Source organism: Bacillus cereus group sp. MYBK15-3, from assembly GCF_051916765.1.
Classification (GTDB): domain Bacteria; phylum Bacillota; class Bacilli; order Bacillales; family Bacillaceae_G; genus Bacillus_A; species Bacillus_A cereus.
Window position 1 is genome coordinate 17,148 of the sequence record NZ_JBQAHG010000011.1, and the last position, 13,455, is coordinate 30,602.

Consider the following 13,455-nt stretch of genomic DNA (forward strand, 5'->3'; position numbering starts at 1 on the left):
TTGATTATAATGTCTATTGTTAAAATACAAAAAGTTAAAGACTTAAAAGCTGTCATTAATTACAGTACGCAAGACCATAAAACAAATGAAGATTTAGTTACGTCTTACGAGTGCTCTATAGAAACGATAGATAGGGATTTTAAAAGTGTTTTAGTTGACTACAACGAAAAGAATAATAATGATAAAAACCTAAGTGCAAGAATGATAATTCAATCATTCGATAGTGATGATAATTTAACACCAGAACAAGTTCATCAATACGGAGTGGAATTTGCTGATAATTATCTAAAGGGGAATCACCAATATGCAGTAATTACACATACAGAAACGGATAATTTGCATAATCATATTATCTTTAATGATATTGATTTTAATAACTTAAAAATGTTTGATTCTAAGCGTGTAAATACTTTAGACAGATTACGAGAAGAAAATGATAAAATCTCTGAAAAGTATGGTTTATCAATAATTGAAGAGGGAAGAAAAGGGAGAAAAAAATATTTAGCTTTTAATGAGTATGTAGCTAGATCAAAGAAGAAATCGTTCAAAGGAAAATTAGAAGAGATAATTGATAAAAACATATCAAAAGCAAATTCGTTTAATGAATTTTTAAACTTAATGCAAAAAGAAGGTTTTGATCCTAAACAGGGCAAATATTTATCATTTATGAATCCGAAGTCTGGGAAATTTATGCGAACCAAAACAATGGGATTTAATTACCTTGAATCCTCTATCAAATATAGAATTGAAAATAAAAATTATAGACCAATTAAGACAAGTATAATTAACAGACAGTGGATAGATAAATCACAAGAAAAGTTTAAAAATAATAAGGGACTTCAAAGATGGGCTACTAAACAAAATATTAATTACCTAAATGAATTAAGTTCTAAACTATATAAACTCAATGTTTCGCTTTCGGAACTTGAGGAAATTGAAGCGAATAAGGAAGCTCTAATTGACAGTTTTGAAAAGCAACTTTTAGGTATTGATAACGAGATTTTTAGATTAAATAAAATGAAGGGCTGTTTCCGTACTTATAAAAAGAGTCATTCTTTAATTGTTGCCTATAAAAAAGCTGAAAACAAAATGGCATTCAAGCAAGAACGTTATCATGAATTTAAAGAATATGATGTTGCAAAACGTGATATGAACTATCTTAAAAAGAATTATGGTATTACTGATGAATCTGAATTACAGTATAAATTATCATTACTGACCAAAGAAAGAAATTTACTTTATGGAAGTTTAGGAAAAGAAAAAGAAGTGGAAGTAAATAAACAGGAGCAACAAAGACAACAGCAACAACAGCAACGTAGAAAAGAAAATGAAAGATAAAAAGATGTAGCATCAAAAAAAAATGATGTTGTATAGTTTTTATGAATGGAATAAATAAATTCTAATGTTAGGAGGTGAAACGTTTTTGTCATACATATGGAATGAAATCTTTACAGCTCGTGAGGCAAGTATAAAGTTAGGTAAAAACCCTAAATACATATATTTTTTGTGGAAGAGGCATTCAAATATTTTATTAAAGGATAGCGTAAAAATGATCGGTAGAGAGCTACTGATTACAAGAGAAGGATATGAGTACTTAAAAATTTTAGTAAAAAAGATGAATGACCTTACTATTTTTTTACTAATAGTAAGGTCTATATGGAACGAAATAAAACCGTTAAAACTTTAACAAGATTAACTCAGATTACAGTTAATCTTGTTTTATTATGTTAAAAAATTGCTTATTTAAGTACACCTATAGCTTTATACGAATTGTGGGCTTTTGTTCTTTAGATACGGTATGAGGAATTTTTTTATTTGGAGAAGGTTTTGCATCGAATAGATGAACTAGATCTGTAACATTTGGGGATTGCACAATACGTAAAACATTCGTTTCTATGTTGTATCGTGTATCTGTTATAAATAAAATGATTGGAAATACTTTTTTATCATTCCTTTGCCATTCAAACTCCTTCCAGGTTTCTGAAAAATAAAACGTTTCATACCTACCGATCTTTTCTTTCATTACCTTCTCTGAATAGACATTTCTTTGTATTTCAATAAAAAATGGTGTCCTTTTAAAAATGCAAAATAAGTCTGGTTCTATTGTTCCTTTTTCACCGAATTTTGGTTCTACAAGTACATGAGTTGGTTCATCATATTTTTTCATTTCGATAAAAGTATCTGCAATGGCTAAAAAATGTAATATCTTCTGACTGCTTTCTTTTATTTTAGAGTCCACAGGGCCATATACAAATGGCTGGAAGTTTTTGAATGCTTTTATATACCTTCGGTCCTGTAATCGCTTTAGAACTAAATTACAAGTGCTAACGGGTTTTTTTAAATGAGAAAAGTGTAATCCTATAATTTGATCTCTACTTAACATACGAAAACGATATAAATCATTCACAATGGCCTTATCTCGTTTATTCATAATGATTCCTCATCCCCCAACATTCCAAAAATTGATTCATCCTCAACAAAGTTATTCCCAATGTTATGACACTCTTCCCCCTTTGTATTTTTAAAATTCTTTAGAATTAATTTCGTTTTATCTTCAGATAAAAACGGAGCCTGTATGGTTTCTAGAGTATCAAAATTAAGTATCATACGTCCTTTAGCTGTCTTAGGTATTTTTTCTGCACCTGGGCAATCCATGACATTTGCATTTATGGCATTTTTACAGCGAAATCCCATAGTCACATTTAAATTATTTTTTATTTTTCCATCAATTACTTTGGAATCTGGTCTTTGCATTGAAAGGATGAGTAGTACACCGTTGGTTCGGCCAATTGCACTAATTTCTTCTACAATATCAGTAATTGCTTTTTTATGCTGCAACAATGGATATTCATCAATACACAGAACAATGTAAGGAAGTTTTTTAGGTAATTGGTCTATATGCGAATGTCCATATTGATTGAGAATTTCTCCTCTTTTTGCTATTTCTTTTTTTAATTTCACTAACACAGGGTAAAGAGATTCTGCTGTATACGTAGTACTTTTTACATGTTTTACATTTTGAAATAAATGAAATTCTGATTTTTTTAAATCACACAAATAGAGGTGTAATTGTTCAGGGGTTTTATGTTGAATTAGAGTTGCTAATATTGAGCGTATTTGTGTACTTTTTCCACTACCTGTAGTGCCAGCAATTAATAAATGAGGATGTTCTACCATGTCATAAATGATGTATTGATTAAATTTATTTATTCCGCATACTACAGGTAATTTTTCGTTTTTTAAAGGGAAAGCATGATAGTCATATAAAACATTTTGTATTTCATTAGGGAAAATACGTATCACAAATTTTAAAGTACCTGCTTCTAGTTCTGCACGATCACTCAGATATTGCTTAAATACATATTCCTTTTTTTTAACATCTTCAGGATTCATACCACGAGGAATCGTAAATACAATTTCTGCATAATCCATAATTTTTATGCTACGTATCTCAGGGTAAATATACACTTTTAAATCCGTAAACTTGTCTTTTTGGATTAAAAATAATTGTGCTGAATGAAAAGCTTTCGTCGTTTTGGTTTTAATTATTTGAACAATTTCTTTCTCCTCTTTTTGTTCCTGGTATTGTCGCCATAAAGTTTTTAATTGAGTAAGCAAATTTACTTCCCCCTTTTAACATTGATGAAATAAATTAAAATTTTTTTCGTTTTTGTGTATAAAAGGTTTGGGAATTGGGCATGATGGGCTTCCCTCGGCCTCCCGTCCTCGTCGCCCATAAACATTCCTATTCTTTCTTGATATTGTTAGGTTTGGACAGTTAAAACATAGGTAATGCTACATAAGTAAGTGCTGATGTAGTTGTTTAAGTAATTTTTTTGATTGCTACATGTAAATAACTTATGTAGGAGTTATGTAATTTGTGCTCATCCGAATTGTTTAATGTTAAATAATTAAGAGAAGAGGTGAGACAGATATGATTGGTTTTTTGATTGTAATAGTGGCTGCAATATTCTTTTATGTTCTAGCTAACATGATGGGAAAAAACTCTTATGATCCTGAAAGCGATATAAAAAGAAAACAGTGTGCGAACAATTTAGAACGAAAAGTGTATGACCATTTACGTTATATGGGAATTTCCCCTACTGTACAAGAGAAGGTTGGAAAGTATAGATTAGACTTTGCAATATACGGGAACAACGGGAAGAAATTATGTATTGAAGTTGATGGTTATATATTTCACAACACCCCTGAAGCTAGAAGGAAAGATGCTATACGGGATGCATATTTAAAGAAATTAGGCTGGGATATTTTTCGAATTAGTGATCGTCAACTAAAAAATGATTTAAATGCATGTATGCGTAGAATTGAAGCGAAACTTTATGACTTAGACCTACTTCCTGAAGGACACCCGAGTATGCAACTAAAGTTGCAACCTAAAAATGAGTAGCGAATAGCTACTCATTTTATTAGAATTATAAAATTTCACGTATCGTAATCTAAATGAAAATAAGTTACATATCCCTTATGATATAAGTACACTCGCAAGTATACTTATAAGTGCACTTGCGAAAAAAGATATTTTTCTGACAATAAGGTATATCTTGTTGTCATTCGTTTGAACAAATGGTACAATTAAGTTGATCGATTGGTTCAATTAAATGTTAATGGTATAGAACAAATATGTACTTATAACAAATGGAAAGGGTGACTTTAATTGATTAATTTAGCTGATTTATATCCATACTCATTTTCAGATTTGGGGAAAGCTCCAACTACTACAAATAATTCTCTTGCTCTTGGAAAGCCAGGAAAAGGTATAAAAACTATTTTTTTTAAAGAAAGTGACTTTAAACCAGAGCTTGCACCAAAAAATGCAAAAGTTAAACGTATTAAAATGAATGATAAAAACCTAGTAGTTATGTCCTATTAAAATCACAAAAAATCCAGTCATTTAAGAACGGCTGGATTTTTAATATTAAAGCATCTAAGTAATAAGGGAGTACAAATTCATGGGAAAAATAGGATATATCCAAGTGAATAGTAAAACCCAAAATGTAGACGGACAAATAAGCAAATTAAAGGGTGTTTTTAAAGTGTTTGTTGATAATATGTGTCTTCAATCTACAGACCATTTACAACGTCTACAACACGTACAACGTTTACAACGTCCACAACACATACAACGCCCACAATTAAAGGCTATGTTGGATTTTATTTGTGCGGGTGACATTGTTGTTATTACTGAGTTAGATCAACTCAGTAAAAAGAAAAAAGAGTTAATAAAAATTATGAAGGATATTCAAAGGAAGGGAGCAACCTTTGAAGTCCTTAATCTTTCTACATTTAGAGGAATAGAGAATGATAATTTAAGAGGATTAATTAACAACTTAATAATTGAACTTTATAAATATCAAGATTACCAAGAAGACAGTGAAAAGAAACAACTTAAAGAAAGGCAAGTGAAAGGAATTAGAATAGCAAAAAAACAAGGGAAATTTAAGGGCGGTAAGCCTAAATATGAATTTGATAGCCCGATTTTACAACAAGCCTTTAAATTATATTTAGAAGGCGAAACAGAAGGACGTATAGAGAAAATAACAGGCATTAATCGTAGAACTTTTAGAAGGTATAGAGAGAAATACGATGTTTATAGAAAAAGTAATGAACAAGCAAAAAACAAGAAACAGGAGTGTAAAAAGGAAATTGCGGATTACTAGGAGGCACTATTTATGGGAAAAACGTTATTTATTGCTGAAAAACAGAAGGTAGCTGTTGAATTATTAAAATCACCTAGATTTAGAAATTCAAAAAAGCATTCAGGAAGTATGCCATATTATGGATACTATGAAAATCAAAATTATATTATTAGTTGGTGCCGGGGGCATTTATTAGAATTAAAACATCCAGAAGAGATGGATTCGAAGTATAAAGTATTTAAATTTGAGCATTTACCTCTAATTTATCAGCCAGTTTATAAAGTAAAACAAGAATATGCTGAACAACTACAGACACTTGTTAAACTGTTGCAGCGTGATGACGTTGACCACGTGGTAAACATATGTGACGCGGATCGAGAAGGAGAATTAATCTATAGAGAGGTGTACGAGTATGCTGGAGTAAATAAAAAGCAGTCTCGTGTATACAAGTCATCTTTTGAGGCCGCAGAATTAGAGGGAGCATTGAATCGATTAGAACCATTAACTGATTATGACGGGCTTGCAAAATCAGCTAAAGCAAGACAATACCTGGACTATATTCTAGGAATTAACGTGACAAGGGGCTGTACATCAAAACTAGCCAGAAACCAATTTTTATTAGCTTCAGGACGTGTTCAAATGTGTATTTTGAATGAGATACGTCAAAGGGAAATTGCTATCCAAAATTATAAAGAACAAACCTATTACAATTTAAAGTTACTAACAGAAAATGGCCTATCACCATTGATGAAAACAGAAGATCAACTGTTAGATCCATCTCCACTACAAAAACTTGGGGATAGCTTGAAAGAAACAGATGTAATTGTAACGGAATTTAAAGAAAGCACGAGAAAAAAGAAACCCAAATTATTATATAACTTAACGGACCTCTACAAAGATGCACATGCCAAACTGAAGATAAATGCGGAGACAGCCAAAAAATACATTCAAACTTTGTATGAAGAAGGCTTTATCACGTATCCACGTTCTTCATCCAGGCATTTACCTACAGAGCAAGTCGAACGAGTAAAGGAAGTAATGGGAGCATTAGAAAAAAGCGCCTATGCAAATCTCGTACAACAAGTAACTCTATCTTCTATTACAAAAAAACATACTACATTTAATGATGAACTAGTCAGCAGTCATTTTGCAATTATCCCCACAACAAGATTCTATGACGGAACTAACCGAGAGCCAATAGAAAAACAGTTATATGACTTGATTGTAAAGCGATTTATTGGCAACTTTATGAAACCAGCAATCTACTTAGTAAGAGAAGTACATTTTATAGACCAAGAGGGCAACAATTACAGCACGAAAGAGAAAATCCTACAGGAGAAAGGATTTTTAAGTGTATTTCAGGAGGATATAGAAGAGGGATCAGTTGAGGCTTTTCAAATACCTGTTTTACAAAAAGGGGACTCTCTTAAAGTCGTTCAGTATGAATTAATTGAGTCTCGAACAAAGAAACCAGCTCTTCATACGGAAAGTTCTATTTTAACTTTTATGGAGACAGCGGGACGTAAATTGGATGATGAACATTTAAAAGAACTTATGAAAGGAAAACGGATAGGGACAGTCGCAACAGAAGAAACCTTTATTCCAAAATTGCTAGAGCGTAACTACATTGATGTTACTAACAATCAAATTCGCACTACCAATATTGGTCGTGCGTTTATAGATGCTTTTCCGGTAGATGAAATCAAAAATCCAGCTTATACGGCTGAAATGGAAGGGATGATTTACATGATCGAAAAAGAAGAAATGGAATTTGAAGAATTTGTAGAGAAAACAAACACGTTTGTAAAGGATACAGTAGAACAGATTGGTACAATGGATGATAAAGTTTCAGATGACATTATTAATACGTGGAATCAGCAAATTGAAGTGTGTCAATGCCCTTGTAGAAAAGGAAAAATCCTTCATAAAGGCAATTTCTACGGTTGCAGTAATTATCCAGAATGTGAAATCTCCTTACCGAAGAAAATTAAAGAAAAAGCGATTCCAGAGGCACAAGTAAAAAAACTATTTGAGGACAAAAAAACTGACCTTTTAAAAGGGTTTAAATCCAATGAGAAGGAATTCTCCGCTTATATAGTGTTTCATGAGGGGAAAATCAAGTTTCAGTTTCCGACAGAAGAGGAGCTGTCATTTGGTAAATGTCCAAAATGTAAAAAAGGGGAGATACTTAATCGTAAAGCATTTTATGGATGTACAGAGCATAAAAACGGTTGTGATTTTACATTACCAGCCAAGATAAAAGGAAAAGCGATTCCTGGTAATCAAATAAAAAAATTAATTCAGTATAAAACAACAGATTTTATAAATGGTTTTCAAGGGGAAAAGGGAGAATTTACAGCAGCCATTTATATGGAGACAGTCGGAAGTTTAAAATTCCGTTTTCCAACGACTGAAGATCGTACAATTGGTAAATGTCCATTATGTAAGAGTAGAGTTCTTGTAGGGAAAAGTAATTACTTATGTGAGAAATACAAAAAAGGGTGTGATTTCATTATTTTTGGTACATTCTCCGGTAAAAATTTAAGTACCAACCATGTGAAAAAGTTATTAGAAAAGAATGTGACAGATCAGATTAAAGGGTTTATTTCAAGCAAAAATGGGAAGAAATTTGACGCTCGTTTATCATACAGCGTACAGGAGAAGCGTTTAAAATTCTTATTTGGCAAATAAAAATTAAATATATCAATTCAGATCAACACTTGCAAGTGCACTTGTAAGTGTTGATTTATAAAGAGGTTTGATTAGAAAAGGAGGCTTTTGTAAAATGGGCATTCGAGAAATAAACGATAAATTTTTTAAAGAAAGGATAGAACATTATAAAATTATTGGAGATACAGAAAATGCTAAGGAATGCGAAGAATTCTATAAAAAGTTAAAGGCTCAAAGACAAGGTTTAGATGAAGACAATAAGCGTATCATTAATAAACTTACCAAATAAATCTACACCATAATTAAGTAAAAAAAAACACTTGCAAGTGTACTTGTGAGTGTTTTTTTATTTTAATATTTTTGAAATAAAAAGCTTAATTTACAAGGTTCAAGTGAAAATATGCGCGTCTTCTTTTTAGAGATTGGAAGAAACAAAAAACACTTATAAACACACTTGTAAGTGCACTTATAAGTGTGTTAAAATGAAATTAAGAAATAAAAGGGAAAATCTAATACTTACGCATGAAATTTCAAGGATTTCAGATAAAACACAAAAAATTAAAGGATTTAAACAGGTTCTTCAAAATGAAAGGGGAAGTTAAATAGTGAAAATTATTACAGTAAACATAAATAAAGGTGGTACAGGTAAATCAACGATTTCATATACTTTTGCCAAGTGGTTAACACAGGTTAAAAAGAAAAAAGTATTACTAGTTGATGGGGATCATTCATGTAATTTAAGTTATTCATTTTCTTGTGATAGCTCAACGTCCATTTTAGGAGTTTTTACAAAAGAGAATGTAGAAATCCATAATGTAGGGGAAAATCTTGACTTTATCAGAGGTTCTGAACACTTAGAAGACAATACTCTTGATTTAAAATCTAAACAGAATAACTGCATGTTATTATACATGTGGATTGCTGATAATATAGAAAAGCTACAAGAATACGATTATATGGTTATTGATACTCACAATGATACAAGTCTAGTTACTTCAAACTTTTTAGCGGTTGCTGACATTGTTCTTGGGGTATCTGAACCTTCTCGAAATGGTTTCCGAGCTTGGTTAGAATTAGGGAAGACAATTGATTACCTAAAAAAAGAGCTAGTAGACATTAAGTCGCGAGAAACATATGTTACGGCAACGCCTTATTTAATCGCTAATAAGGTTGACCATATAGGAAACAGTAGTAAACAATTTGTTGATTTGGCAAAGGAACAACCTAATTATATTGGAATGATACAAAAGAAGGAGTTACTTGTAAAAACTTTATTAGAAGATACTAGTATTTTTGAAATGAAAGAAGAAATGAGTAAGAAAGAAAAAGAAAGACATGAAAAATTTTATGACCATGTTGATGAGGTCTTTTCAAAAGTAATTGAAATTGCAGATAAAACAAATTAAAGGAGAAATCAAAGATGAATAATTCAAAGTTGGATAAATTTAAAAATCTTAATATGAGTGAAAATGCAGATCCAAACCCAAATCCTTATGCAAATGCGGTGACAGAAGTAGAAAAAAACGAAAAAGTTACAGCACCTAATATGCCTGCAATGGATATTCCAAAAGGAAAAGAAAAAAAAGAACAAATGTCACTTATGTTTACCAGAACACATAAAGAAAAAGCTCGTAGAATCTCAAAAAAACATGGTATGAGTGTGAGTGAATTATTTGGTTACTGGTTAGACCAATATGAAGAATAAGAGTAAAAGTATTATTAGAAAAAATAATTTTTAAGGGAGGAGATTAATATGAAGACAGTTATTTTTACGTTAGAACTAGTTGAAGGGAATCCTATTACAAAAGAAGTGGAATTTGATATTAATACCCCAGATGAAGTTATAGCAAAGCAATGGAATGATTGGATAATACAGACACTAGGGGATAAAGCAGACTGGCATATTAAATAATACAAAATTTCGAATGGTTAAAAGTAAAAGCTTTTTTTATGGCTAGAACAGTATGATGAAGAACAATAAAACAAATAAGTGCACTTATAAGTATACTTACGAGTGCACTTATAAGTGTAATAAAGAATTTTATCTATTTGAAAAGTAAATAGAACAGATTTATAGAAAAATATTAAAGGGGTGGATTTAATGTTTTCTAAAATGTTCAAAAATAAAACCAAAAATAATGCAGAGGATTTAACAAACCAAAAAGCTATCGTAAATACCATATACAAAAAATTTGAGTTTCGTAGAAATATTGTAGATGAAGTAATTGAATATGAAGTTAGTATGACTGATACAACTACAGATGGTAATCCGTATGCTTTAAGAAATTACACAATTAAAATTTCTCATGATATTAGTTTTTCTTCCAAAACGTTCAATTTAACTAACAAACTGACTTCTAGCTGTTTTGAAGTGATCCCTTGCTCTGGGATTGAGAAGGTAACTACTGAATTCAATTGTAATCTTAATTATGGATATGATTACGATTTTAATTTTAAATTTTGGCATGGAACTGCTGAAGTGCCCCCCGCTTCTGATAAGGCGTATATATATTGGGGATTAGGGGGAAGTGTAAGAAATCCTGAATATCCTGAAGGTTTGGAGGAACTGATTTATCAAATACAAACAGATATGCAAAAAGCCATAGAGAACGCTAGAAGATAATAGTAAGAGCCGAAAACAATTTTGGTGTAATATTATTTTTCCTGGCCATACTAAATGTTTATTGTGTATATAAAAACCAAAAGGATCAGTTAGTATAGAATTTGTTGAAAACAGGGGTGTATTTATGGGAATGAAAAGTTTAAAAAGTTTGAAAGAAGAACTTAAGGATAATGTGTTATCTTCATTTGTTATTTCACTAGGTACACTTATCAGTATAATTTTTGGTCATTTAACTAAGAATCTCTTTGATACTAATATATCCGTGTGGCTATATATTATTGCATGTTATGTTGTGCCGTTTATTTTCATGCTATTAGGGATTTGGCTAGTTGTAAGAACGAAACGAATTGTTAGAGAAATAAACAATTTACAATGAAAAATGATTTAAAGGTAATGGGGAAATATTTAAGAGAAAATAATTATTGTAGTCGTTTATAATTTTAGAACAGCATACTTATAAGTGCACTTATAAGTATGCTGTTCTAAGTTTGAAAAAAGAATCGAGGAAATGAACCCATTTTTTCACTATTTTATTTTTATTCTATCAACGCTTAATATTGTATCTTCTTGTAATGGAAAAATTACTTCTTGTTCCTTTAAAATAGCTGGCGTGACAAGATTTCTACCCTCAAAATTTTTCATGAATTCTAAAAATCCAATGATGCTAATTGCAGGATTATCTTCTGTTGCTTCTGCTGTAATTATTGTATGAGAATACGATGGATAGAACCAAGATATGTCGTCAAGATTTTCAGCTAATGTCCATGACACATAATGATTATCATAATCCACTTCATTAAGGTCTTTATGAACCCTTCTTATTTTTCCTGTATACAGTAGACCCTTTGCATGCTCTCTTACTTCTATATCTTCACTGTTTATCCACTTACGTATATCCTGTATTACTTTTCTCCAAATTTTATCAGTTTGGTCTAAGTTACTTCTACGATCTCCTTCTTTAGTATGATTTATCCACGTTAAAAAAACTTTTTCTAGATTCATATTTTTTACTCCTTAATTTTAATATATATCATTATACTTTCTTAGATAATTATATATCTTTTATATCTAAAAATTAAAATGACAAAGATCAATTGGGCTCATGAACAGCCTGTAAGTCAGCAAAAAACGCTGACTAACAGGCTGATAACACCGCTCCCCACCTACTCCACGCGCGAACCCGCTCTTGTAAACAAGGAAGGAAAGGCAAAGGAGAAAACAATAGCTGGGTTCCAGCCTGTCGCTAAACGGTGTGGCCGGAGCGTTTTTCTAAGATCGGCTTCGAAGAAGAAAAGATTTGAAAGTCATTCAAGAAGAATAAAAGCAAGCCCGCTTCACAACCCTTCCACTTCTTGGCCTGTCAGCCCAATGAGGCTATCATGGGGAAACGCTCGGCAATTCGCAAAACCCATGCGAATTGTTCCACTACGCTTACGCTGCGTTTCAGGCAACGCTGGGTAGTATTTTTTTGAGAACCCCACTCAAAAAAATCTCCACCCGCTAAGAACGCCCCCTTCGCGCACTCTCCCCATGATTCGTTGCCAGTGCGCCAGGACCCCTCCGTTTCAGTGTTGTTGCGCTCAGTTGAAATCCCTAGATTTAAAGTTTTGTCGAAACTTGTCTATCAAAACATACCAAAAATATCTTAAATTACTTCAAATAATATGATATTTTTGGTATAATTAATTTAAGGGAAGGGGGAAGAAAAAACCAATATAAAGAGCAAATCCTAAAGGCTCATATAACCGATTTAATAATAAGTTGAGGAGTGAAGAAAATGAAATCTGCTAAAACAAAGGTTGAATTTCGTATTAAAGAAGAAGGTATTAATTGGGAGGATACACCAGTCATTGAAATGGATTTAGATGTACCTGAAAACAATGTCTGGAATGCGGTTCACCTTGTAGCGGAGCAAATGGCAGTAAATAGCGGAAAACAGGTAAGGTGGAATTATTACGGACAGTTAAAAGGTTATTATACTCGATAATCACAAAAAGGAAGGGGAGCATATCCCCTTCTAATCAAAAAATCTAATACTAGGGGGACTACATTTGGAAACAGTATATGAGGTTTTAAAAATTAAGCAAGTTGGACGTAAAAAGAAATGGAAATTTGATTTTGACCCAAAAATTAGACTTAGCTCTCCAGACACCGCTGCAAAAATTGCAGAGTATTATATCGGTGATGAAGATAGAGAAGTATTTTTTATAATATGCTTGAATACAAAGAATGAAATTAATGCCATACATCGGGCGCATGTTGGCTCAATAAATGCCTCGGTAATCCATCCGAGGGAAATATTCAAATGTGCCCTATTAAATAATTCCTTTTCTTTACTTTGTTTCCATAATCATCCATCTGGTGACCCGACTCCAAGCCCTGAAGACATTGAAGTCACAAAACGCTTGAAAGAATGTGGTTTGATACTAGGGATTGAGGTTTTAGACCACATCATCATTGGGAAACATAAATTTGTAAGTCTAAGAGAAAAAGGTCATATGTAAT

Annotated in this window: 17 protein-coding genes; 14 read left to right on the top strand and 3 right to left on the bottom strand. The window is 31.8% G+C overall.

Annotation, left to right across the window (positions count from 1 at the left end; translation table 11 throughout):
- The first annotated feature begins 9 nt into the window (after window positions 1-9).
- Window positions 10-1,338 carry a relaxase/mobilization nuclease domain-containing protein gene (locus tag ACTFR8_RS28360; RefSeq protein WP_440028807.1) on the top strand — a complete coding sequence of 443 codons (1,329 nt, stop codon included), beginning with the start codon at window positions 10-12 and terminating at the stop codon, window positions 1,336-1,338.
- 85 nt (window positions 1,339-1,423) lie between these two features.
- A complete protein-coding gene (locus ACTFR8_RS28365) occupies window positions 1,424-1,687 on the top strand; it encodes a hypothetical protein (protein WP_440028809.1) in 264 nt (87 codons plus the stop codon).
- Window positions 1,688-1,753: 66 nt separating this feature from the next.
- Here the strand turns inward: ACTFR8_RS28365 and ACTFR8_RS28370 are convergent, their stop codons facing one another.
- Together ACTFR8_RS28370 and ACTFR8_RS28375 are read right to left on the bottom strand one after the other, a co-directional pair.
- On the bottom strand, window positions 1,754-2,431 hold the full coding sequence (locus ACTFR8_RS28370) for a replication-relaxation family protein (protein ID WP_440028812.1): 678 nt from the start codon (window positions 2,429-2,431) through the stop codon (window positions 1,754-1,756).
- Window positions 2,428-3,618 (bottom strand): FtsK/SpoIIIE domain-containing protein, encoded by a 1,191-nt coding sequence (locus ACTFR8_RS28375; protein ID WP_440028815.1) that lies wholly within the window; start codon window positions 3,616-3,618, stop codon window positions 2,428-2,430. Before ACTFR8_RS28375 ends, ACTFR8_RS28370 begins: the two co-directional genes overlap by 4 nt.
- Before the next feature lie 316 nt (window positions 3,619-3,934).
- On the opposite strand from ACTFR8_RS28375, the gene ACTFR8_RS28380 reads away from it, so the two are divergent.
- The 10 genes from ACTFR8_RS28380 (at window position 3,935) to ACTFR8_RS28425 (ending at window position 11,326) form a co-directional block, all read left to right on the top strand.
- Window positions 3,935-4,408: an endonuclease domain-containing protein gene (locus ACTFR8_RS28380; RefSeq protein ID WP_277499079.1), complete on the top strand. Its 474-nt coding sequence runs from the start codon at window positions 3,935-3,937 to the stop codon at window positions 4,406-4,408.
- A gap of 267 nt (window positions 4,409-4,675) precedes the next feature.
- On the top strand, window positions 4,676-4,891 hold the full coding sequence (locus tag ACTFR8_RS28385; RefSeq protein WP_440028818.1) for a hypothetical protein: 216 nt from the start codon (window positions 4,676-4,678) through the stop codon (window positions 4,889-4,891).
- Window positions 4,892-4,970: 79 nt separating this feature from the next.
- Window positions 4,971-5,678, top strand: a complete 708-nt coding sequence (locus tag ACTFR8_RS28390) for a recombinase family protein (protein WP_440028821.1) — start codon at window positions 4,971-4,973, stop codon at window positions 5,676-5,678.
- A 12-nt stretch (window positions 5,679-5,690) separates the two neighbouring features.
- Window positions 5,691-8,348 (top strand): DNA topoisomerase, encoded by a 2,658-nt coding sequence (locus ACTFR8_RS28395; RefSeq protein WP_440028824.1) that lies wholly within the window; start codon window positions 5,691-5,693, stop codon window positions 8,346-8,348.
- Between the two features lie 94 nt (window positions 8,349-8,442).
- Entirely contained in the window at window positions 8,443-8,616 is a 174-nt protein-coding gene (locus ACTFR8_RS28400; RefSeq protein ID WP_440028826.1) for a hypothetical protein, read from the top strand.
- 316 nt (window positions 8,617-8,932) lie between these two features.
- Complete coding sequence (locus ACTFR8_RS28405) at window positions 8,933-9,733, top strand: ParA family protein (protein ID WP_440028829.1); 801 nt, start codon at window positions 8,933-8,935, stop codon at window positions 9,731-9,733.
- 14 nt (window positions 9,734-9,747) lie between these two features.
- Window positions 9,748-10,032, top strand: a complete 285-nt coding sequence (locus tag ACTFR8_RS28410; protein WP_440028832.1) for a hypothetical protein — start codon at window positions 9,748-9,750, stop codon at window positions 10,030-10,032.
- Window positions 10,033-10,080: 48 nt separating this feature from the next.
- Window positions 10,081-10,239, top strand: a complete 159-nt coding sequence (locus ACTFR8_RS28415) for a hypothetical protein (RefSeq protein ID WP_440028833.1) — start codon at window positions 10,081-10,083, stop codon at window positions 10,237-10,239.
- 189 nt (window positions 10,240-10,428) lie between these two features.
- A complete protein-coding gene (locus tag ACTFR8_RS28420; RefSeq protein WP_440028835.1) occupies window positions 10,429-10,950 on the top strand; it encodes a hypothetical protein in 522 nt (173 codons plus the stop codon).
- Between the two features lie 124 nt (window positions 10,951-11,074).
- A complete protein-coding gene (locus tag ACTFR8_RS28425) occupies window positions 11,075-11,326 on the top strand; it encodes a hypothetical protein (RefSeq protein WP_440028837.1) in 252 nt (83 codons plus the stop codon).
- 149 nt (window positions 11,327-11,475) lie between these two features.
- Here the strand turns inward: ACTFR8_RS28425 and ACTFR8_RS28430 are convergent, their stop codons facing one another.
- Window positions 11,476-11,952, bottom strand: a complete 477-nt coding sequence (locus ACTFR8_RS28430) for a hypothetical protein (protein ID WP_440028838.1) — start codon at window positions 11,950-11,952, stop codon at window positions 11,476-11,478.
- Between the two features lie 775 nt (window positions 11,953-12,727).
- On the opposite strand from ACTFR8_RS28430, the gene ACTFR8_RS28435 reads away from it, so the two are divergent.
- A complete protein-coding gene (locus ACTFR8_RS28435) occupies window positions 12,728-12,937 on the top strand; it encodes a hypothetical protein (RefSeq protein ID WP_098785718.1) in 210 nt (69 codons plus the stop codon).
- A 64-nt stretch (window positions 12,938-13,001) separates the two neighbouring features.
- Window positions 13,002-13,454, top strand: a complete 453-nt coding sequence (locus tag ACTFR8_RS28440) for a JAB domain-containing protein (RefSeq protein WP_440028841.1) — start codon at window positions 13,002-13,004, stop codon at window positions 13,452-13,454.
- Window position 13,455 lies beyond the last annotated feature (1 nt).